This is a genomic window from Segatella salivae F0493 (genome assembly GCF_000477535.1).
GTDB classification, from domain to species: Bacteria; Bacteroidota; Bacteroidia; order Bacteroidales; family Bacteroidaceae; genus Prevotella; species Prevotella salivae.
The window spans coordinates 63,850-86,327 of record NZ_AWGW01000003.1; the positions used below are offsets into that span (position 1 = coordinate 63,850).

The window sequence follows — 22,478 nt, forward strand, 5'->3', positions numbered from 1 at the left end:
ATTTTATTCGTAATTTATTAAAGAATTTCGTCCATTTTTACGTCATAATCTTCTACAGGTACGGCATCAACCTTTTGGAAATCGAAACATAATCCCAATTTATAGGCCTGAGGAACGAGTTTTAGAAAGCGGTCATAATAGCCCTTTCCACGTCCTAAACGATTGCCTTTTAGGTCGAAACTTAAGCCAGGAACAATGACGAGTTCAATCTTGTCAAGAGATGAAAAAACGTCACCAGTTGGTTCCATGATATGGAAAGCACGTCCTTCTTTAAGGCTTTTCTGCCCCTCATAACGCCTGACTTCGAGGCTGTTCTCTAAGGTTACAGGGAGCAATATCGTTTTTCCTTGTTTGTAGAGTGTGTCTATCAACTCGTGTGTATGCACCTCATCGGGCATGGAATAATAGAGAAGGATGGTTTGAGCAGCGTTGACACGAGGGTGGGAAAGCGCCTTATTGACAAGCAAAAGCGATTGCTCACGCAGCTCTTCACGTGTGAGTTGTCGCTTTTGCAAGTTTATTTCGTGTCGTAATTCGTCTTTACGCATGCGCTATAAGATTGCGTTCAAAATACAGGTTTTCGTTTCCTTGCAGTATAGCTAACTTCCTTTTTGTGGGTTTGGCCTTTTTCTTTTTGGGGAAAGCTGCATTGTTTTTGAACACGCGAAGTGCCGTTTGGATAACCGGATCATCTTGGTTGATGTATTCAATCCAAGCTTGTTCATCAAGCATATTATAGATAATACGACTATCTATGTATCGGTTGAGGAGCTTACGACTCTTCTGTATCATCAAGTTTCGACGCTTAAGTCCATGCCTGTCCGCATAAGTGGCAAACTTATCTACCATATTTTGCTTCTTAAGATAGTCGCTAAGTTGCATCATGTCTTTGAAGTTATTCAGCTTAATGCGGTTATCGTCGGTATAAGTATAGGCAAACTGGAGGATGAGTCCACTCATTGCAGCCTGTTTATAATAGGAGGTGATGTTCAAAGTATCTTCAGGAACGAAGATGTCTGGAGTGATTCCACCTCCTCCATACACGATCCTTCCGATGCCCGTATGATAGGCAGGACCTGTGTGCTTAATGCTATCTGATGAGAAGAACTCACCGTGTTGATAACGTGACATGAGGTCTTGTTGGTAGTCAATATCCTCTCCGTTGGTGTATGGTTTCTGTATACAACGTCCGGAAGGAGTGTAATATCGTGCGATGGTTAGACGAATCATACTTCCATCATTGAATCCAATCTGCTGCTGAACAAGCCCCTTTCCAAACGAACGTCGACCGATAATGGTTGCTCTATCGTTATCTTGCATGGCACCAGCAAAGATTTCTGCGGCTGAAGCAGAACCCTCGTTAATCAGTACAACGAGTGGAATGTTCTGATAACTACCACGTCCATCCGAGCGATACTCTTGGCGGGGACTCTTCCGTCCCTCTGTATAAACGATGAGTTTATTCTTTGGAAGGAACTCATTGGCTATCTGAACAGCACTATTCAGATAGCCTCCTGTGTTGTCACGTAAGTCAATGATGAGATTACTGAAACGGTTTTGAGAAAGCTTTGCCAAGGCAATGAGTAACTCAGGATAGGTGGTTTCACCGAAGTTTTTGATGCGGATATATCCTGTTTTATCATCAATCATATAGGTGGCAGATATGCTCTTGGTTGGAATTTCGCCACGTGTTACGGTGAAATATTTAACGGCTTTTTGACCATAGCGTTTCACTCCAATCTTCACTTTCGTATCTTTCGGCCCCTTTAATCGCCGCATAGCTTCTTCGTTTGTTACGATTTTACCGACAAAAGGTTTACCATCTACGTTGACAATCTTGTCGCCTGCCAGAATGCCTGCACGGTCAGCAGGACCATTTTTAATAACATTCTGCACATGGATGGTATCTTGTCGAATCGTAAACTCAATGCCTACGCCTGAGAATGAGCCTTTCAAGTCGTCGTTAGCAGCCTGAACATCCTTCGCACTAATATAGACAGAGTGAGGATCAAGCTCTCCCAATATTTGAGGAATAGCCTTATCTACGAGCGAGTCAATATTCACTTTGTCGACATATTGGTCGTCAATAATGTGCAAAAGGTTACTGAGTCGGCTGCTACCAGAATTGATAATGTTGAGTCGATTGCCCGAAAAATGATTGGCATAAAAGGTTCCCATGAAGATGCCCGCTATAACACAAAGGGCCATAATGAGTGGCATCCACCGGTTATTTTTCTTCTGTTCCATAGTCTTTCTTTTGTTCCATGTAAATCACTTCAGTCCCCGCTTTGCGCAATAAGTCTATTCCATCTTCCAAACGATACTTCTCTGCATAGACGACGCGCTTGATACCAGCCTGTATAATGAGTTTCGCACACTCGATACAAGGTGAAGCTGTCACGTAAAGCGTACTCCCATCACTATTATTATTGCTGCGAGCGAGTTTGGTAATAGCGTTTGCTTCTGCATGCAAAACATAGGGATAAGTAACTCCTTCGTTATCTTCGCACACGTTGTCAAAGCCACTTGGTGTTCCGTTGTAACCATCGCTGATAATCATTTTGTCTTTAACAACAAGGGCACCAACCTGGCGACGGAGGCAATATGAGTTCTCTGCCCAAATCCGAGCCATGCGAAGATAGCGGTTATCTAAATTATATTGTTTTTCTTCAGCTGTCATGTTGTGCTGTTTTATATTCTATTCCGTTTCTTTCTAACAGTGCTTTGATGGTGGGTTCTTGTCCACGGAAGCGTTTATATAGAGTCATAGGATGCTCTGTTCCGCCTTTAGAAAGTATGTTATCTCTAAAACTTTGTGCAGTCTTTTGATCAAAGATACCATTCTTTTTGAATACACTGAAAGCATCAGCATCAAGTACCTCTGCCCATTTATAACTGTAATAGCCTGCTGCATAGCCTCCAGCCATGATGTGACTGAATTGAACAGTCATGCACGTATTAGGTAATTGTTTGTTGAGAATAGCCTTTTCCCATGCCTTTTTTTCAAACGAAATAATATCTTCATTGAAAGGCTTTGTCTGCGTATAATAGGCCATATCCAAGAGACCGAAACTCACTTGGCGCAGACATGCATGGCCCGCCATGAAGTTCCTACTTTTGATGATGCGGTCAATAAGCTCGTCAGGAATTGGCTCTCCGGTTTTATAATGGAAGGCAAAGGTGCGTAGGAATTCTTTTTCTACAGCGTAGTTCTCCATGAATTGCGATGGAAGTTCTACAAAATCCCACCATACATTCGTTCCACTTAGACTCTCAAAACGAGTATTTGCGAACATTCCGTGCAGGGAATGTCCAAACTCATGGAGGAATGTTTCAACCTCTCCGAGTGTCAGAAGTGCAGGCTTTTCTGCAGTAGGTTTAGTAAAGTTCATCACCAAACTGACGTGAGGGCGGCTGTTGTTTCCTTTATAATCAATCCATTGTCCTTTGAATTCAGTCATCCATGCACCTCCCTGTTTCCCCTTACGTGGGTGGAAGTCAGTATAAAGCACAGCCAAAAAACTTCCGTCTTTGTCGTAAACTTCATAAGGTTTTACGTCAGGATGATAAACAGGAATCTTGTCGTTAGGTTTAAAAGTAATGCCATAGAGTCGATTGGCAAGCCCAAACACACCTTCAATTACTTTTGAAAGCTCAAAGTAAGGGCGTAGCATTTCCTCGTCTAAGTTATATTTTTCCATCTGCAACTTATGCGAATAGAAGCCAACATCCCATGGCTTCATTTCAAAATCTTCGCCTTCCAATCTTTTAGATAGGGCTACAAGAGCCTCTTTTTCTTTGATTGCTGTTGGCTTGTAAGCAGCTATAAGTTCGTCAAGTAGATTGTAAACATGTTTAACATCACTGGCCATACGATGCTTTAAGACATAGTCTGCATAGGTCTTAAAGCCTAATAGTTGTGCGATTTCACGACGCAGATTTATCAATCGTTTACAAATCTCAAGATTATTCTCGCTGTTGTTGTGCGTACATTCAGTGTTCTTGGCCATAAATAGCTGTTTGCGCAGCTCCCGTTGGGTAGAGTATGTCATGAAAGGAGAGTAGCTTGGGAAGTCAAGTGTAAACAACCAACCAGACTTTTCCTTTTCTTTTGCCAAATGAGCAGCTGCATCCTTGGCTGTGTCGGGTAGCCCATCAAGTTGCTTCTCATCTGTAATGTGCAATTCAAAAGCCTTTGTTTCTTTCAAGACATTTTGTGAAAATTGCAGTGCCAACATGCTTGCTTCTTCTGTAAGCTTACGTAGTTGCTCCTTTCCTGAAGCGTCTAAGAGCGCTCCACTCCTAACAAAGCCGTCGTAACTTTTGTTGAGTAGCATCTGCTCTTCAGGCGTAAGTTCGCGATTGGGATGGTCATATACATATTTAATACGTTCAAATAGTTTCTCGTTGAGGCTGACATCATTTGCATGTTTAGTGAGGATAGGACTCATTTTCTGTGCCAATGCGTCAAGTTCATCATTGGTTTCCGCACTTAACATGCACGAGAAAACGGTTGAAACATGGTCGAGGAGATCATAATAACGTTCTCCTTTCTCTACATCCACACGTGCTAAAGTGTTTTCAAATGTAGGAGTTGAAGGGTCATTGACCATCTTCTCTATTAGTTCATCATCTCGTCTGATTCCCTCCATAAAGGCTTCTTCATAATCAGAAGTCTTTATTTTAGGAAATGGTATTGTATAATGTGGTGTACCATAATCCTCAAAAAACGGATTAATTCTCTTTTGTTCAGTTATCTTATCCATATTAAGTCCTTCTTATAATTCAATATTTTGCAAGGCATCCTCTATATGTTTGATCTCAACGAAATTACGTTTGAGTGACACAATGCCTTCTGTTTCCAAATAATTTAAAGCTTTTGACACGTTTCTTCGACTGTCATTGAGTTCGAGTGCCAGTTGAGTCATCTTTATTTTGATTATCTTTCGTCCTGCTGGTCGTATGCATCTATCTGCAAAAAAGCGTATGATTCTGCTCTCAAGAGATTTCGCATGTTGTCGTAATAGCATACGTTCATACTTCTGTGTACACGTAGATAGGATATTGAAAAGATTAATTCTAAAGATTAAAAACTCGTCACTTAGTCGTATAACTTCACTCTTTTCAACCGTTAAAATGCTGCAAGTTGTCACAGCTTTAAACGTCTTTGAGAAGTGTTGAGTGAGTCCAAACAGGCGCTCAAGTTGTAGTAATTCGGGAGCCATTATGGTCTCCGTAATTTGGTAACTATGGCCTGCAGCTATGGTTGTTACTTCTATTTGTCCTTTTAAAAGGAAAAAGAGTCGATTACAAATATCATTTTCTGAGACGATAATCTCTCCTGCTTCATATTTATGAAAGCCTAATTTCGTGTGAGCAACGACAGATTCTAAGTCCGCCTTTCCTAATCCTTGGAATAATGGTAGGATTAATAACTGGGAATATAATTGTAGGTCGTACTCCATACTTTGTTATTTAGTAATCTTCTTTTCCAATGAAGGTGAATACCAAACTTTATTCTTCCCTCCCTTATCGGCATAGATAAAGTAGGCCATTAGTTCAGGATGTTTGTCCAAAACAGCCTTTGCTTTCTCTATTCCGAGCACCATAAAGGCTGTTGCATAGCCGTCAGCTTCAGCGCAACTTTTAGCTAATACTGTCGCAGAAAGAAGGCTATGTTGAACAGGATAGCCTGTACGTGGGTCGATAGTGTGGGCCAATTTCTTTCCTTTATTATAATAGAAGTTCCGATAATTACCACTGGTAGCCATACCCTTATCGGTCACATTCAAGACTGTTTGCAGTTCTTGCTTTGTATTTAAAGAGTCATCACTTGGTTTTGTTACGCCGATTTTCCAAGGTAAGCGCTTTTCACTTAGCCCACTGGTGATAACTTCTCCACCTATCTCTATCATGTAGTTTTTGATATCATGGCGTCGCATCACAGTAGCTACTGCATCACTTCCGTAGCCTTTTGCTATGGCGCTGAAGTCAAGCATTAATCCTTTGTGTGTCGATTTGATTAAAGTCTTTCCACGAGTATGTTCTATTTTGATGTATTGCATACCCATTAGAGCTCGTAAACTATCCACTTGTTGGCGGTCAGGTAATTGTTGGTGTTTGAATCCAAAGCCCCAAGCATTAACTAAAGGAGCAACTGTAATGTCAAAAGCATCGCCGGTTTCCTTATTAATGGTTTGGGAAAGAGTGAGTACCTGCATAAACATCTTATTGGCTTCTATCGTTTTTCCTTGGTTAAAAGCAGTTACTGTAGAATGTTTATTGAACATAGAGAACTCGTTATCCACCTTATTTAATTCTGCAATTATTTCCTTATTGAGGTCTTTATCGTATTGGTATGCGGCGTGATAAACCGTTCCAAAGATGAAACCTTCATTGTGTTGATAGGGCATATCACGTTGTTGACGAATAATAAGGATTGTCCCTACAATTAAGAAGAGCAGAAATGCCGCCTGAATATATATTTTTTTACCTTTTCTCATAGTTCCATTGTGATGTTAAACTCACCGCCAAGACGGCTATTCCCGTTACGACCGAAGCCAGGAATATACCATGGTTCTCCGATGTCTGCATGTGAATGGTAGAGCCTTCTTTTATAACGCACACTCCATCCCATTCTTAGTGGTCCCCAGATTTTAGCGTCAATAGAGAATGAAAACTCAAGCCAATGGTAGTCAGCTTTTTGTTGGTGTGCGGTGAAATCTATTTGATTTCCCCATATTGGGTCAGTAATATTCTGCCCATCAATATCATATTTAAATGTTGTATAAGCGTATCTTGCTCCTCCATAAATACGATAAATATCGTGTTTGTTTTTACTTAGGTTCCAATCCATACCGATTCGACCATACGGAGCGCTTGTCTTATAAGCCATTTTTGTCGTGATATCCTTAGCATCAGCTTTGCCATAGCCTAATTCTACAATAGGAAACCATTTGTCTTTTAAGTTCAATCGTAGCGAAGCTTGAACTTGACCATAGTCTCCAAAGGCTAATTGTGCAGGGCCAACCAAGTCTGTTGAGACCGCAATTCCCCTAAACAGAGGTATAGTGTCACGCTCAATCGTGTTGGTTTTCACTTTCTGTTGTGCAGACGTTGTTAATGAAAGTAACGAACAACTACTAAAAATCAGCACTCTTAAAGTAAATGAAGAAATTACTCTTTGTAACATTATTGGTTACGTTTGGTTGTTTGATGACAATAGAATCTATTGCGTGTTGCGTATAGTTTATTGCCGTAATCTTATGAAATATGGCAGGACTGCAATCCACAGATTCAAAATGTGGCATGTCGGTTTTCGTCACTGCAATCGTATCTCTCAAATTAGTTGTCGTACCATTGATATCAATGTAGAATGTATCTATAGGCATACTATAGCTCATTGGAAGTTCAAAGCTGTCGGTCTTTTCCGCTTGATTGATGATAACAGAATCATTCCCATTATGTAAATTGGCAGTAATGGTCATTTTACTATTAAGCGTTTTTATCTCACCTGCAAGCTTATACTTACATATTACACGATTATTGAGTGAACAATCGATAGTCGAACAGCCTACAAGTATAAGCATTACAGTGAGCAGACCGATGGAATAGGTTGCTAATTTTGATTGATTCTCCTTCATGATGTTGCTATCTTTGTTAGATTTTCTTTTCTATTTGATAGTCATTTCTATTTGGATTTTGTCGACTAATCAAGTCTCCAATGAAGCCTGCAAGAAAGAATTGACTTCCCAAAAGCATCATCGTTAATGCAATAAAGAAGTAAGGGGAGTCTGTGATAAGTCTTTGTGGAATATGACAAAAGAGTGCATAAGCCTTATCAGCTCCAATACATACCACTGCAATAAAGCCGATAAAAAACATTAAACTGCCTAAGAAACCAAATACATGCATGGGTTTCTTTCCAAAGTTACTAAGGAACCACAGTGTAATAAGATCTAAATATCCATTGAAAAAGCGATTTAATCCAAACTTACTCTTGCCATATTTGCGTGCCTGATGCTGCACAACCTTCTCTGCAATGCGGTCGAAACCTGCATTTTTTGCCAGATATGGGATGTAACGATGCATCTCTCCATAGACTTCTATGTTTTTAACCACGTCCTTCTTATATGCTTTTAACCCACAATTAAAGTCGTGAAGATTATGTATTCCACTAATCTTTCTTGCCGTAGCATTAAAGAGTTTTGTTGGTAAAGTCTTTGATAATGGGTCGTAACGTTTTTGCTTATATCCCGAAACGAGGTCGTAATTCTCTTCTTTTATCATGCGATAGAGCTCTGGAATCTCGTCAGGTGAGTCTTGAAGATCTGCGTCCATAGTGATGACAACATCACCTTCTGCTTCTGCAAATCCACAATATAAGGCAGGACTCTTACCATAATTACGGCGAAATTTGATGCCTTTTACATTTGAATCTTTATGTGCTAAGTCTTCAATTACATTCCATGAATGGTCTGTACTGCCGTCATTGATGAAGATAATCTCGTAGCTGAACTGGTTGTTTTCCATCACACGTTTAATCCATGCGTGGAGTTCGGGTAACGATTCTTCCTCATTATAAAGAGGGATAACAACTGTTATATCCATTGGTTTCAAATAAAAATTTTAATGTTTAAGTTTTGCAAAGAATGCAATAAATATCGAACAGAACCATCCTATCATTATTCCGTAGATGAAAATCAAGAAAGATAGTTCCATTGGGGTGAGCTGTTCAAGCATTGCCAAGCCATCTGTCAACTGTTGAGTACTTACTCCATTCTGCTTATAGAGTGGCATCATTTGGAATACTGCGGAGCTCATCACGCCAAGAAATCGGCCATTGTCTATGAATCTAAAATAGATAAAAAGGGCAACTCCGAATAGAAGTGAGGCGTAGAAGAACGTATAAAAGCAATAGACAAGCGCTCTGCGGTAGCTCATGATGCCGTCAAGAGCATAGTTGCGAAAGCGAATCATTCGCCACGCGACAAACAAAGGAGTCGAGAAAACGAGCAGTCCGCCAATGTCCGTCTTGGGCAAATAAACCACCAATGCAAAGGTTATCATCCATAACATACTCAGAAATACGCCGTCCTGTCGTGCAAACGCCTTTGTCTGGGTAATGGCATTAAAACTAATCATCAATTAAAATTACGTTTATAAACATTGCAAAGATAACGTTTTTCCACCACATATATATAATACGTCATTACTTTTTGTCTTATTTTTATTTTTTATTACCTTTGCAATCGATAGTAATAGTTATGATATATCCAGATAATTTTGAAATAAAGATTGGTTTCTCAGAGATACGTTCTATGTTGAATGAGCGTTGTCTTTCGCCTTTAGGGCAGTCTCAAGTCGAAGCAATGACCTTCTCTGATGATGTAGAAACTGTAAATGAATGGCATCAACAGACAGACGAACTTCGGTTGCTTCTTGAAGAAAATCCCGATTTTCCATTAGACAATATCTTTGATGTGCGCGAGAGTGTGAGCCGTGCACGTATAGCAAATACACACTTGGAAGAAGAAGATTTCTTTCATTTGCGCCGGTCGCTTGACACTATTCATAAGATTGTTACAATCCTTCATCCTGATGATGATGAGCAGATGGTTGGCAAAGCGCTATTCCTTTTGTCTGATGGTATAGCCACTTTCCCAAACCTTGTGCAGCGTATTGATCAGGTGATTGATAAGTTTGGACACATGCGTGATACTGCTTCGCCCGAGTTACAGCGTCTTCGACGTGAACTTTCGCGCGCCGAGGGTTCTGTTTCACGTACCATTTACGGCATTCTTCGTGCAGCACAAGTAGATGGACTCATTGATAAGGATGTTACACCGGCTGTTCGTGATGGCCGGTTGGTTATCCCTGTAGCTCCTGGTTTGAAGCGGCGCATCAATGGAATAGTACATGATGAGAGTGCAACAGGACGTACTGTTTTCGTAGAACCAACAGAAGTTGTTGAAGCAAATAATCATATTCGTAAGTTAGAGGCTGAGGAACGCCAAGAGGTAATACGTATTTTAACCGCATTAACACAGCATGTTCGTCCAAATGTTCGTGAGATATTAGATTCTTTTCACTTTCTTGGTATCATAGATTTCCTACAAGCTAAAGTGCAGTTTGGAAAGCAAATACGAGGACTTTCACCTCAGTTGAGCACTTCACCCTATATGGATTGGATAGAAGCTCGTAACCCTTTACTTGAAAAACAATTGGAAGTTCGCGGTGCAAAAATCGTTCCTTTGAACATTACTTTGACGCCTGAGAAGCACATACTTATTATCTCTGGTCCGAATGCTGGAGGTAAATCGGTTTGTTTGAAAACGGTAGGGTTGTTGCAATATATGTTACAATGCGGAGTCCCTATTCCTGTTAGTGAACGTTCTTCGTGTGGTATCTTTGAAGACTTGATGATTGATATTGGTGACGAACAAAGCATAGAGAACGATCTTTCTACTTATTCTTCCCACCTGCTCAACATGAAAAACATGATGAAGCAGGCCACAAGTCGTACATTAATCCTTATAGATGAGTTTGGAACTGGCACAGAACCTCAAATAGGTGGAGCCATTGCAGAGAGTGTTTTGGATAAGTTCTGTCGGAAGGGAGCGTGGGGTGTCATAACAACTCACTATCAGAATCTGAAACATTTCGCAGATACCCACCCGGGAGTAGTGAATGGTGCCATGCTCTATGACCGTCATGAGATGCGTGCTCTCTTTCAGTTGGCCATAGGAAGACCTGGTAGTTCGTTTGCCATAGAGATTGCACGAAAGATTGGATTGCCTGAAGATGTTATCGCTGAAGCGTCAGAAATCGTTGGAAGTGATTATATTCAGAGCGATAAATATCTTCAAGATATAGTGCGAGATAAGCGCTATTGGGAGGGAAAACGGCAGACTATCCATCAACGCGAAAAGGAGATGGAGAAAACGATAGAACGCTATGAACAAGAGATTAAAGAACTTCAGCAACAACGTAAGACAATTGTCACAAAGGCAAAAGCCGATGCTGAAGAATTACTTCGAGAGAGTAATCGCCGTATAGAGAATGCTATTCGTGAGATAAGAGAGCAGCAAGCAGAGAAGGAAGTAACGAAAAAGATTCGTGAGGAACTCCATCAGTTTGAACAGGCTGTTAAAGAAGGACAACCCGTGAAAGGCAAACAGGGGCATGGGCTCATGTCAGATGATGAGTTTGAAAAGAAGGTTGAACAGCTGCGTCAGCGTAAATTGCGTAAGGAGAAACGTAGACAGGAGAAGTCTGAACAGGCTGTTTCTGCAAGTAAAAAAGAGGAATTTACAACCAACTTCGCTGTAGATAAGACAAAGGCTGTATTGGCTGTTGGAGACACCGTACGTATTCGGGGACTGAAGTCGACTGGAACAATAGAGTCGATAGATGGGCAAATGTGTACTGTTGTCTTTGGAGATATGCGCTCAAAAATACGTGTGAATCGATTAGAGGCTGCTACATCATCAACAGAATCAACCTCACAAAGTGTTGAAACAGCCTATCAAGTGAGTCGAACAACACGCGATACAATTGATGACCACCGCAAGAACTTTAAGCAAGATCTTGATGTTCGTGGCATGAGAGGAGACGAAGCTTTGAATGCTGTACAATACTTTATTGACGATGCCATATTGATGGGGATGAGCCGCGTGCGTATTTTACATGGTAAAGGAAATGGTATTTTGCGCAATCTCATACGTCAATATCTTTCAACAGTGCCCAATGTGGTGCATTATGCAGATGAACACGTTCAATTTGGTGGTGCTGGAATAACCGTGGTTGATTTGTAAATAGACGTTAAAAGAGCAGAGATTACTTCACGTTTATTTTGCATTTACAAATAAAATCCCTACTTTTGCACGCGCTTTCAAAGGCAAACATGGGCAAGTCCCTTACGGTCTGCTCCCTCGGAATCCCCCAGGATGGGAACGTAGCAAGGGTACTTGGTTGTAGCGACGCGATAAGGATAGCTTGCCCACCTCGCCTCTTTAGCTCAGTTGGCCAGAGCACGTGATTTGTAATCTCGGGGTCGTTGGTTCGAATCCGACAAGAGGCTCAAAGAAAAAACGACTGAAAACTCAATTTGATTCAGTTTTTTCTTCAAGATAAAGAGAGACAGAAGATAGTCAGACTTAGCCGATATAACAATTATATTTGCAAGGTCTGATTTTTTTTGTGCATTTCCTTCATCATCATGTTAGCTGTGTTTTCAATAGATTTTGCACTTCAGATGATTTGTCTATCAAACAAGAATGTTGTCATTTATACTTATTCTTGATAGCTATAGGCACACGAATATGATGTTTGTTTCGACTGCTTAATGAAAAGGTGGAAGTGAGATTTACTTCTGTTTTGATGAATTGTTTGATACAGATGGTTATTGTCAATTTTATGAACAGAAGGCTTCTGAGAATTGGACTCGTTTTGAATCAATCGTAACTTGAGGTTAAATCGGTGAGTTTTTTAGCTGTATTGTAAGCTGTTGGCGTTCAGATATTTATAATAAACACATGGCTTTATGCCTTGCTTTCCTTGATTTTGATGTGTAAAATGATTGTTATTGTGGTTCAATATGACTGGTTTTAGCTTGTGGATGCAGGCTTTTTGTGAACTTATCTGATTGATTTAGAAAATTGAAATGAGGCATATTAAGGCTTAAATACCCCAAAATGGATATCTTATTTGTTGGAAGTCTTGGAATTTTAACAACTAAATCGCTGTTTTATTTCTATTTCATCAAAAAATAATCTCTGTTTTATTGATATTTTTTATGACAATTTTCTTGCTGCGTTTATACATGAATGATTGGCATAAACCCTTATGCTTACTCCTAAAATCATAAGGGTTTATGCCGTGATAGAAGTTTGAATGGAAGTTACCTACGTTTGCCGTATCTGTCAATCAAGATGTGTTTCTTCCCTTGAATGCCCTCAAAATAAGGTGGTTCGCAGCGCAATTGCATGTCATCGTAAATGAATTCAGCTATCACCGTGTCTTTTCCATCAGGGAGAATCAAGCCCATCTTGCCATTCTTTTCAGCGATAACAGGCATCATGCAAAGGTCATCTACGTAGACATATGGTGTGCGAAGGAAATCATAGAGCGCATGAACAAGAATCTTTCCTTCGTGATTTTTGATGCCAAACTTACCGTTTTCTTCGAACACTTCATGAAACTTGATGTATTTTTTCTTGATGCGTTGCAGGTAGGCTACTATCTTTCGGGGGTTATTAATCATTTGAAGCCAGTAGCCATACGTGTCACAATAGTTGGCCGAAGCACGTATAATGACCATCTTCCAATCTAATCCACTGATGACCTTTCGGTTCAAATCTATGTATTGAGCGATTGCGTTTTCCTTCTCTGTAAGGCTTAGTTTGGAGAGAGATTCTTCGAATTTGAGCATGATATTCTTTGAACCTGACATGCCTTTTATATAGCGATGAATCTGTCTGCTCATCTCGTTACAAACAAATTTATCAATCTCTGCCAGCTCAATTTTGTCTACATAGAGTTCATCAAAGTTCTCGGCAGTAATCTTTTTCATTGTAATGTCCTCCATTGTTTTTGCCAAAGGTAATAACTTTTTAATGGTTTGAGGAATTAATTCGAATAAAATTTGCTATGGATATGTTATAAAACATACCTTAACCATTATTAACCAGTAGAGGGTAACAATTGTTACGTGGACTTTATTTGTTTTTATTTAACTTTGCACACATTATTAAATAAGAAACAAAATTATGAATTCTATTTATCCATTCGAGCAATGGCCGCTCGACTTATTGGTTGATTATGTATTGAAAGTGCATCATAGAGGGATACGTGAACAAGGACCTGCTATCTTGAATAAACTCATTGAGGTGGCAGAAGCACATCGCGAAGACAATCCAAATTTATTGAAAGTAACGGATCATTTCCGCAATTCGCTTTATGATCTCGAAACACATTGCACGAAAGAGGAGCGTGTGCTCTATCCGTATATCCTCGAAATGTATAGTGCATACAGCATAGGTCAGAAGATAGAGCCATTTCATTGCGGTTCTATTCAAGGCCCAATAAGTGTGATGATGGCTGATCATGGCGATGAAACTGAACGTCACAATCGCATAGCAGCATTGACAAACAATTATACTGCGCCCGAAAATGCAGATGAAGACTATATGGAAGCGATGAATCTTTTGAAACAGTTCCGTCAGGCACTTGACGAACATATTGCTATGGAAAATGAGGTTGTGTTTCCTATGGCGATGAAGTTGGAAGGCTTGTCTGCTGGATATTAAGTCGTGATTTAGAAGTTGTTATATATTAATAAGGTGTTGTTTGAGATGATATAAACTGATTCTTTACAGCACATTCAAAATAATAAATGTATAAATGAATAAGATTAAAGCAATACTTTGTATGTTATTGAGCGGTGTATTATCAGCGTGTGCACAACAAGAGAATATAACTTCTGTTGATGCAGCAGCCTTTCAGAAGGCAATAACGAAAGACAGTGTGCAACTTCTTGATGTTCGTACGGCAGAGGAATATGGTGAAAGACATATCCTTTATGCGGTGAATATTGATGTGTTGCAGCCTGGTTTTAAGGAAAAAGCAGAGAAAGTGCTTGATCCTTCAAAACTTGTTTATGTTTATTGTAGGTCAGGAAAACGTAGCATGACCGCTGCAACACTTCTTGCCGGCATGGGATTTAAGGTGATAAACCTCAAAGGTGGAATCTTGAGTTATCCTTTTTCATCTTCAAAATAGAACATAAAGAGGGTATGAGTGCCTAATTGACGAATAATTGAAAAAGCCTTTCCTGAATGTAAACGTCAGGAAAGACTTTATTTTATTGTATCTTTGTGTGTGCTTGTCTTTATGGAAAGAAGAGACGTTTTTGCTTCATCATCAAAGATGATAGCTGTTTCTGATGATGAGCCACGCAAAGAATGTGATAGCGTAGAACCATAAAACAGGTTTGCTTATAATAATATTCTTCACTCTCTTTTTTGTTTTCCCTTGTGGAAGTAATGTGAAAACAAGACATGAGAAAGTGTAGGGGAGGGCTAGAATTAAATAATAATTGTAAGCTATTGCATGCGAGAAATCTCCATGAAGAAAGGCATATAATGAACGTTGTAAACCGCAAATCGGGCAATCGAAGCCTGTAATGAGTTTGAAAAGGCACTTGGGCCAGAATCTGCTTGTTGAAGGATTGGCAACCGAGAAGATAACGATTATAAAGACAATAGAGAGTAAGATTGCAGTAGTCTTTCTCTTTCGCGCACGTGAGGTGTTATCTAATAGATGATGAATCATTGAAAGCAGATACTCTTTTTGAGGCTTATCCCTTCCTTCTTACATCGCGACCTTCAAATTTGCAGATTGCATCTATCCATTCAGGCAACATCGGCATAGATTTATTTTGTTTGAGATCGTATGCCACCATGATGGTGCGGCCTATGCACTTCACCTCTTTTGTGTCGGTATCCACAAGTCTTTGAAGTAATGTAAAGCTCTTTGTGCCTACTTCGGTAATAGCTGTTTGCACTTCAACATGGTCAGTGCTATGTACCTGTGCAAGGAAGTCTGCCTCGACATGAGCAGCAAAAATGGCATAATTACCTTTTGGGATATCACACACTTGACGCACATAGTCAATCTTTGCCGTGTCATAATATTGAAAGTATGCCGTGTTGTTGATGTGTCCAAACTGGTCTGCGTCTGTAAATCTAAGTTGCATTGGTAGCCTGTGATGATATTCAATCTCTTCCATTTTCAAATGCTTTTTCTTCCTATTGATATTATTTCCAACATTCAAATGCTTGTAAGCATTTTATTTTCGTTTGCAATATTCGCACTTTTTTGCGACATACACAAATATTTCGTGTATGATTTAACAAAATAGAGAGTAGAGTTTGTGTCTCTAAAAAAAATGTCCACCTATTCATAAAAGGTGGACAACAAGAAAAAAGAAAAGTTTAAGGTAGATACAAACTTTCTGAGAAGGCTTTATATAAAGGCTTTGAGAAAGTAACCAAGTAGATTTATGAGTAATTCTTTCTGTATGATTATACAAACATTCACTGCAAAAAGACAATAAAATATTTGTTTGTTTCGCTTAAAAAGCCTAATTTTGCAGGCGTTTGCAAGGTTTTTGTCCACCTTTTATGAATAAGTGGACAGCAATAAGACAAAAATACGGCTAAAGATATATAAACTCTCAACAGCAATACTTATAACGCTTTAAACATAGGAAATATAGTACTTAACAAAAAGATAATGGAAACAAATTGCAAGAAAAAGAGGTATTCTATGCCTCAAATTAAGATTGTGCCCATCTTAACAGAGAGCCTTCTTACTACACCCTCAACAATTTCGGGAGGACATAAGAAACCAATCGTTAATCCACCGATTGGTGATGTAAAGAAGAATGTATTTAGCGATTACGATAACAACTTTTTTGAACAAAATGAAGATGAAAAAGATAATTAATATCAAATGCTTAGCACTAATGCTTGGTTTGTTTGCCATGACTGTAAGTTGTACAAATGATGACCTCACAAAAGGTGACACAAAGGGCGATAAACAAACAGACGGAACTGTGTTTGTTGGAGGAAAGAGTAGTGCAAGTGCTGGCGCAAAGAGTAGAACAGGTTTCGATTATAATTATAGTAAAGGACCTAATTCTAAGTTTTTTTGGACAGCAGGTGATAAGGTATATTTAGCTGACGGAACAGCAAGTAAACCATGGGGTGATACCTCAATGTGGCCAATTCAGACAGCAGATGTAGCGGACTTTATTTTCAGAGGTAAGAATTTTACAGAGCCTTCATACGACATCTATTATCCAGGGAAAAATGCAACAGCTTATAATAAAGTAAATATTGTTGTAAATGGCAATGGAGACTATGCTTGGCATACACGTGAAAATGGTGATTTTTATACTACTTTTGATGATGATTGTGGTTATGCTAAAGCTATTCGAAAGCCTGATGGTAAATATTATTTTGAATTGGAGCACCTCTGTGCATTTTTATATTTGTTACCTTATGCGCAGGCAGAAGCATCTGGATATTTTTATATCCCAAAGCGCATAAAAATAACAGCAGATACCAATATTGCCGGAGAATTTACTATTACGCCAACTGGATTAACAGGCACAGGTAGTTCTAATTTCGTAGTATCTGACTTTACTGTAGGTGGACTAACTGGTACTTCTACTGGTGGTGTATGGATTGATGGTTCTCAGAAATACAGAGATTATAACTATTTTATGTTCCATATTGCCCCTGCAACTACAAAATTAAAAATAGAGTATAATTTTAGTATTAAAGCTAAATATGCCAGTGGTTATAGCAATAGTTTAGGCGACCGAACAATAGATAGAGTTTTTATAAAAGAAATTCCGCAGTATACATATCAAAAAAATACTGTTACACCTATTACTTCTCGCATAGCCTTACCAATGTATGAGCCTAAATTCTATACATGGGACGCTGCAGAAGGAGAAGATTATCTAAAAGGCTATGAAGACCAGATAGAGTATTGGTATTTTCCAACGCTATCCAATGATAAGGTTCCTAATGTTTATAATAGACCGACAGATAGACGTTATTATAATCCTACAACGGGGGTTGCCACTCGTTCAGGAAAGAACCTTCCGAACATGATTGAAGCAACATGGTATGCATCTCATGGTGACCCTCATTTTGACGAACAATATCTATGGGAAAATGGACATGTAGTATATTGTATGGGTATGTGGGTAAAGAAAAAATCAGAGATTCCAGGTTTTAGTAGCACAAATTTACCATCAGATGTGACCTTTAGTCACAATTACTATGTAAATAGTTCTGTTACCCAAGGAACTCCTAATGATACTTCTAAGTACTTCTTTTTGCCTTTACAAGGTGCAATGGAAGCTGTAACGTCTTCGAGTAGCGATTTGGAAATAGGATTATCAGGTAAATATTGGACAAAAACTTCATTGGATAGTAAGTATGCCTGGTACTTAGGTTTTGCTAAAAGTCAAATTTATATAAGGACTGGTATGAAGGAGATGGCTACACCTTTATGGAATGCACAATAATAAAGTAATCGGTCCTAATATTTAGGTTCATAAAGCCTTTCCCCTAATAAAAATTTATTTTGTAAGTTTACTTTTGGGAAAGGCAAACTATCTGAAAATTATGATAAGATAAAAACGAATTTAAGAGTGAGAATGCATGATTTCAACGCCAAAAATTAAAATTTCATGCCAGATACGATGTATCTAATGCCAAAATTCAAAATTTCATGCCAGATACGATGGTTCTAATGCCAAAATTCAAAATTTCATGCAAGATACGGCGTATCTAACACCAAAAATCAAAATTTCATGCCAGATACGGCGTATCTAACATCAAAAATCAAAATTTAACGCCAGATACGATGGTTCTAACACTAAAAATCAAAATTTAATGTAAGATACGATGTATCTAATGCTAAAATTTAAAATTTCATGCGAGATACGATGGTTCTAACACTAAAAAACGATTTTCGGACAAAAGAATTAAAGAAAAAAGTGACCAATAGTCGCTAAAATAAAATATCAATAAAAATTTATTACTATGGAAAAATTTAAAATTACAGTTCCTAAAATGGCCTTGGTGAAAAACAGCCTAAGCACTCATTACAGCAATTCGCATCACCTGCAATTCATGTTCAACGTGCATGCACTCGTGAAAGCTGTAGACAAACTGAAGTTGCACCTCACCGACGAGTTGTTGAAGAGTTGGGCCGATTGCATCGACATGGAAACCGAACTCAACAAGGTTGCAAATGCCACCTTGCATGCCGAGCAAATGGCCGCGCTCGACCGCCAGCGCGACACGCTGTTGACCAACCTCTTTGGTGTTATCCGTGTGCAACAGAAATCGCCTGTGCAGGCTGTGGCCGAGTCTGCTCGAAAGCTCAACAAGGCCCTTGCGGTTTATTTGGGCATTCAGAGTAAGGCTGCTGATGCCGAAACGGCCGAAGTGCGCGGGGTGTTGAAAGATTTGGAGCGTTTCTCAGCCGAGATGACCGCCTTGAGTCTTGCGCCGGTCATGGCAGAGCTAAAGGCCGTGAACGAAAAGTTCCAAACCATCTACAATGAGCGTCAAGTGAAGGCTGTAGACGAGAAACTGCCTGTCTTGAAAGAGGTGCGCGCGATGACCGATGCCGTCTTTGGTGTGGTTTGCCGCTATATAGAGGCCAGCTATCTGCTTGCAGCAACCGAAGACGACCGAGCGCCGATTGAACGTTTGGTGGACCAAATCAATCAGGAAATAGACCATTTTAAAACGGCTCATAAACAGAGTTCGGCGCAGAAAAAGCCGTCGCCGGCTGTGAAAGAACGCGAAGAAAAGCTCAAAGCGGCCATTCCGGCCTTTGCAGAAAAGGCTGGCTATGACGAAGGCGCCCTCACCTACACGGGTAAAGGCAAGGGCGCAGGCATGAAACGCCAATATGAACTTGCCATAAAAGACCGCAAGGGCGCTGATGGCAAGCCTGCCACAATTTGGGTGGTCATGGGCAAAGATGGCTCGCTAAGCTTGGTGGAAAATGTGGAAAAGAAGGCTGAACCAAAGGAAAATACCGAGTTTGGAATAAAGCCGAAGCATTAAAGCCTCACCCCCAACCCCTCTCCAAGGAGAGGGGAGGCGTTGGTAGAGTCTTTTTACAGAATTGACGAACCCCATTGCCTTCTGTTTTTGATAGCCATTTCAAAAGGAGGGAGAGCACAAAGGATGTTTGCAGAATTGACGGATCCCATAAGGGTTCCGCTTTTGATAGCCCAGGGTTGGCGAGCATAGCGAGCTACCCTGGGTTAGCGTATGGTTTGTGGGGCACAACGCCATCGGTGTTGCGCTTCTTTAATTTCATCTCTTGTCAAATGAAAGAGCGGCGCAAAGAGAGTACATGAAGGAGACGAACCCATATTGTGGTATTTTCATAAGTGCAATGATTATTTGATAGTCTTAATCAAATGCCTTTCTTCTTTATTTTGTGATGCAAAGTTGTAGATAAATTTGGAACATTTGCAGAAATGATTTATCTTTGCAAAGTAATTAGTACATGTTTGTTCTACCACGATTCGTATTCATGGATGTTTTAACACTATGTGGTGGCCACTGCGAGCTTGTTAGTTTTTAGATAAGTCAAATGCGGTTAGCTGTGTGATATCGTGGATTCCCCTTTGGTTTATTGCCGAAAGGGGGAGGAAGTTCTATATATTTCTTCATTTAAAATGAATTCTATTTACGATTATATTATTGTTGGTTCTGGCCTTTTTGGTTCAACCTTTGCTCACTTTGCACGAAAGCAAGGCAAGCGTTGCTTGGTGATAGACAAGCGTACTCATTTGGGTGGAAATCTTTATTGTGAGGATGTGGAAGGAATTCATGTGCATAAATATGGGGCACATATATTCCATACCAATTCAAAACGTGTTTGGGACTTTGTAAATTCTTTAGTAGAATTCAATCGTTACACAAATTCTCCTGTTGCTAATTATCAAGGAAAGCTTTACAATCTGCCGTTTAACATGAACACATTCTATCAGATGTGGGGTGTACATACACCTGCTGAAGCGCAATCTAAATTGGAAGAACAGCGTGCGGAAGCCATTACGAAAATGAAAGCTGAGGGTGTGGATGTGCCTCGAAATCTTGAAGAGCAGGCATTAGCACTGATTGGTAAGGATATTTATGAGAGGTTGATCAAAGGTTATACGGAGAAGCAATGGGGAAGGAAATGTACAGAACTTCCTGCTTTTATTATAAAACGCCTTCCTGTGCGCTTAGTTTTCGATAATAACTACTTCAATGATAGCTATCAAGGTATTCCTGTAGGAGGATATAATAAGTTGATAGAAGCTTTGTTGGATGGTGTAGAGACGATGACGGGTGTAGATTTTTTCGCTTGTGAACACGCTTATGATAATCTTTCAGGAGTTCATCACATCAAGAATTCAACGTTTGACGTTCAATGTAAGCAACTAATTTTTACGGGCAAGATAGATGAATACTTTAATTACAGCTTAGGAAAGTTGGATTATCGAACTGTTCGTTTTGAGCAAGAGACGTTAGAAATGCCGAATTATCAAGGAAATGCTGTGGTGAATTATACGGAAGCTGTTATTCCCTATACACGTATTATAGAGCATAAACATTTTGAAGTGTTTGGACAAGCTATTTATGATAATCCCAAAACGGTGATATCACGTGAATATTCTACAGAATGGCAGGAGGGTATGGAGCCATATTATCCTGTGAATGATGATAAAAATAACAGACTTGCGCAGCAGTACCGAACTTTAGCAGCACAGGAGACAGGAGTTGTCTTTGGTGGTCGTCTTGCAGAATATAAATATTATGATATGGCTCCTATTGTAGAACATGTGATGAGGATGTTTGAAAGTAATAAAGGATAAATGCTTATAGTAAGTTATTTTAAATTGGAAATAATAAATTTACTCTTTGTTGAGAAATTGTTATTTAAGATTTACAATAAATAATTTCTATGTACAAAATATCTCGTTGAAAGTTATACGCGTATATGGTAAGTGATTATAATTTAAATGAATTCAAGTGCTATTTGTTAGAAACATTTAAGGCTTTTATAGAATTTTGTCAGCAACATGGTTTAACCTATTATGCTGCATATGGAACAGCATTGGGGAGCCATTAGGCATCAAGGTTATATCCCATGGGATGATGATGTCGATGTTTATATGCCTCGTAAGGATTATAACAAGTTGTTGGAACTTCGTTGTGAATTAGAAAAATCAGATTATGAAATTATAGATATTGAAAATAAAGGATATTATTTATATTTCGTAAAATGGTGTCAGCGTAATTCTACTTTGATAGAAAAGCCGGGAGAACCTTCTTTAGGCATTTATGTTGATATCTTCCCTTTAGATTATTATGATGATAAATATTGTAAGCCTTTGATTAGGTATAATGAACTTTATCGTTATTTGTGGTTAATATATGGATATGGGGCTCGTAAACATTCTATTTATAGTTTATTTCATATTGTAAGATCTGGGAAACAACATTTTCACATTAATTTTACAGCATTTTTAGATATATCAGTATTTAAGTTATTACAATTGCCAGCGCGTTATTTGATAAATAAATTTCAGAATCGACTAATGAATGCACCTAAATCTGATTATTTTTGGCTTTATTCAATTATTTCTTGTGAGAGTTTTCCAATGTCGATAGAATGGTTTGGAGAAGGAAAAATGATGGCGTTTGAAAATATTGAGGTTTGTATGCCAAATAATTATGATGCATATCTTACTCGTGTTTACGGTGATTATATGACTCCTCCTATAGGAAAACGCCCAAGTCATCATGCTCGATATTTTGTTGATTTCCAACGAAGATTAACTACAGATGGAATTCTGAGAATTAGATTAAATAAATAGA

22 protein-coding genes and 1 tRNA gene are annotated in these 22,478 nt (G+C 39.1%); 10 read left to right on the forward strand and 13 right to left on the reverse strand.

Annotation, left to right across the window (positions count from 1 at the left end):
* Window positions 1-17 precede the first annotated feature (17 nt).
* The 10 genes from HMPREF9145_RS00385 to HMPREF9145_RS00430 form a co-directional block, all read right to left on the reverse strand.
* Window positions 18-548, reverse strand: coding sequence for a 5-formyltetrahydrofolate cyclo-ligase (locus tag HMPREF9145_RS00385; protein ID WP_021824426.1), 531 nt, complete (start codon window positions 546-548; stop codon window positions 18-20).
* Window positions 541-2,247: a S41 family peptidase gene (locus HMPREF9145_RS00390; protein ID WP_036906060.1), complete on the reverse strand. Its 1,707-nt coding sequence runs from the start codon at window positions 2,245-2,247 to the stop codon at window positions 541-543. The genes HMPREF9145_RS00385 and HMPREF9145_RS00390 overlap by 8 nt, the downstream gene beginning before the upstream one ends.
* The gene (locus HMPREF9145_RS00395; protein ID WP_007134144.1) at window positions 2,228-2,680 is read right to left on the reverse strand and encodes a deoxycytidylate deaminase; all 453 of its coding nucleotides are present in this window, start codon (window positions 2,678-2,680) and stop codon (window positions 2,228-2,230) included. Before HMPREF9145_RS00395 ends, HMPREF9145_RS00390 begins: the two co-directional genes overlap by 20 nt.
* Window positions 2,670-4,766: a M3 family metallopeptidase gene (locus HMPREF9145_RS00400; protein WP_021824432.1), complete on the reverse strand. Its 2,097-nt coding sequence runs from the start codon at window positions 4,764-4,766 to the stop codon at window positions 2,670-2,672. Before HMPREF9145_RS00400 ends, HMPREF9145_RS00395 begins: the two co-directional genes overlap by 11 nt.
* Before the next feature lie 12 nt (window positions 4,767-4,778).
* Window positions 4,779-5,465: a Crp/Fnr family transcriptional regulator gene (locus HMPREF9145_RS00405; protein WP_021824417.1), complete on the reverse strand. Its 687-nt coding sequence runs from the start codon at window positions 5,463-5,465 to the stop codon at window positions 4,779-4,781.
* Window positions 5,466-5,471: 6 nt separating this feature from the next.
* Entirely contained in the window at window positions 5,472-6,503 is a 1,032-nt protein-coding gene (locus tag HMPREF9145_RS00410) for an FAD:protein FMN transferase (protein ID WP_021824406.1), read from the reverse strand.
* Window positions 6,500-7,192 carry a DUF6048 family protein gene (locus HMPREF9145_RS00415; RefSeq protein ID WP_052026726.1) on the reverse strand — a complete coding sequence of 231 codons (693 nt, stop codon included), beginning with the start codon at window positions 7,190-7,192 and terminating at the stop codon, window positions 6,500-6,502. Before HMPREF9145_RS00415 ends, HMPREF9145_RS00410 begins: the two co-directional genes overlap by 4 nt.
* Entirely contained in the window at window positions 7,143-7,589 is a 447-nt protein-coding gene (locus HMPREF9145_RS00420) for a DUF6452 family protein (protein WP_394357107.1), read from the reverse strand. Before HMPREF9145_RS00420 ends, HMPREF9145_RS00415 begins: the two co-directional genes overlap by 50 nt.
* Before the next feature lie 70 nt (window positions 7,590-7,659).
* Window positions 7,660-8,610, reverse strand: coding sequence for a glycosyltransferase family 2 protein (locus HMPREF9145_RS00425; protein ID WP_036906066.1), 951 nt, complete (start codon window positions 8,608-8,610; stop codon window positions 7,660-7,662).
* Window positions 8,611-8,628: 18 nt separating this feature from the next.
* Window positions 8,629-9,144 (reverse strand): DUF4199 domain-containing protein, encoded by a 516-nt coding sequence (locus HMPREF9145_RS00430; protein ID WP_021824355.1) that lies wholly within the window; start codon window positions 9,142-9,144, stop codon window positions 8,629-8,631.
* A gap of 122 nt (window positions 9,145-9,266) precedes the next feature.
* On the opposite strand from HMPREF9145_RS00430, the gene HMPREF9145_RS00435 reads away from it, so the two are divergent.
* Both HMPREF9145_RS00435 and HMPREF9145_RS00440 read left to right on the forward strand, forming a co-directional pair.
* Complete coding sequence (locus HMPREF9145_RS00435; RefSeq protein ID WP_021824439.1) at window positions 9,267-11,816, forward strand: endonuclease MutS2; 2,550 nt, start codon at window positions 9,267-9,269, stop codon at window positions 11,814-11,816.
* A 192-nt stretch (window positions 11,817-12,008) separates the two neighbouring features.
* Window positions 12,009-12,082: transfer RNA gene (locus tag HMPREF9145_RS00440), tRNA-Thr, on the forward strand.
* 819 nt (window positions 12,083-12,901) lie between these two features.
* Here HMPREF9145_RS00440 and HMPREF9145_RS00445 read toward each other — a convergent pair.
* Entirely contained in the window at window positions 12,902-13,588 is a 687-nt protein-coding gene (locus HMPREF9145_RS00445; RefSeq protein WP_036906068.1) for a hypothetical protein, read from the reverse strand.
* A gap of 181 nt (window positions 13,589-13,769) precedes the next feature.
* Between HMPREF9145_RS00445 and HMPREF9145_RS00450 the strand changes: the two genes are divergently transcribed.
* A complete protein-coding gene (locus HMPREF9145_RS00450) occupies window positions 13,770-14,309 on the forward strand; it encodes a hemerythrin domain-containing protein (RefSeq protein WP_021824438.1) in 540 nt (179 codons plus the stop codon).
* A 94-nt stretch (window positions 14,310-14,403) separates the two neighbouring features.
* On the forward strand, window positions 14,404-14,781 hold the full coding sequence (locus HMPREF9145_RS00455; protein ID WP_007134132.1) for a rhodanese-like domain-containing protein: 378 nt from the start codon (window positions 14,404-14,406) through the stop codon (window positions 14,779-14,781).
* Window positions 14,782-14,922: 141 nt separating this feature from the next.
* On the opposite strand, the gene HMPREF9145_RS00460 is transcribed toward HMPREF9145_RS00455, so the two are convergent.
* Window positions 14,923-15,252 (reverse strand): DUF2752 domain-containing protein, encoded by a 330-nt coding sequence (locus HMPREF9145_RS00460; protein WP_231369733.1) that lies wholly within the window; start codon window positions 15,250-15,252, stop codon window positions 14,923-14,925.
* Here HMPREF9145_RS00460 and HMPREF9145_RS13880 point away from each other — a divergent pair.
* Complete coding sequence (locus tag HMPREF9145_RS13880; RefSeq protein ID WP_021824440.1) at window positions 15,185-15,325, forward strand: hypothetical protein; 141 nt, start codon at window positions 15,185-15,187, stop codon at window positions 15,323-15,325. The two genes, HMPREF9145_RS00460 and HMPREF9145_RS13880, sit on opposite strands and share 68 nt — an antisense overlap.
* Before the next feature lie 33 nt (window positions 15,326-15,358).
* Here HMPREF9145_RS13880 and HMPREF9145_RS00465 read toward each other — a convergent pair whose 3' ends face one another.
* Window positions 15,359-15,790, reverse strand: a complete 432-nt coding sequence (locus tag HMPREF9145_RS00465) for an acyl-CoA thioesterase (protein WP_021824360.1) — start codon at window positions 15,788-15,790, stop codon at window positions 15,359-15,361.
* Window positions 15,791-16,329: 539 nt separating this feature from the next.
* Between HMPREF9145_RS00465 and HMPREF9145_RS00470 the strand changes: the two genes are divergently transcribed.
* The 5 genes from HMPREF9145_RS00470 to HMPREF9145_RS00490 all read left to right on the forward strand — a co-directional run bounded on the left by HMPREF9145_RS00470 (window position 16,330) and on the right by HMPREF9145_RS00490 (window position 22,477).
* Window positions 16,330-16,509, forward strand: coding sequence for a hypothetical protein (locus HMPREF9145_RS00470; RefSeq protein ID WP_021824368.1), 180 nt, complete (start codon window positions 16,330-16,332; stop codon window positions 16,507-16,509).
* Window positions 16,493-18,106 (forward strand): hypothetical protein, encoded by a 1,614-nt coding sequence (locus tag HMPREF9145_RS00475; protein ID WP_155945242.1) that lies wholly within the window; start codon window positions 16,493-16,495, stop codon window positions 18,104-18,106. The genes HMPREF9145_RS00470 and HMPREF9145_RS00475 overlap by 17 nt, the downstream gene beginning before the upstream one ends.
* A 520-nt stretch (window positions 18,107-18,626) precedes the next feature.
* Window positions 18,627-19,664: a DUF6261 family protein gene (locus HMPREF9145_RS00480; RefSeq protein WP_052026728.1), complete on the forward strand. Its 1,038-nt coding sequence runs from the start codon at window positions 18,627-18,629 to the stop codon at window positions 19,662-19,664.
* A gap of 623 nt (window positions 19,665-20,287) precedes the next feature.
* Window positions 20,288-21,472, forward strand: a complete 1,185-nt coding sequence (gene glf / locus HMPREF9145_RS00485) for a UDP-galactopyranose mutase (protein WP_021824356.1) — start codon at window positions 20,288-20,290, stop codon at window positions 21,470-21,472.
* A gap of 231 nt (window positions 21,473-21,703) precedes the next feature.
* Window positions 21,704-22,477, forward strand: a complete 774-nt coding sequence (locus tag HMPREF9145_RS00490; protein WP_231369731.1) for a LicD family protein — start codon at window positions 21,704-21,706, stop codon at window positions 22,475-22,477.
* Window position 22,478: the final 1 nt, after the last annotated feature.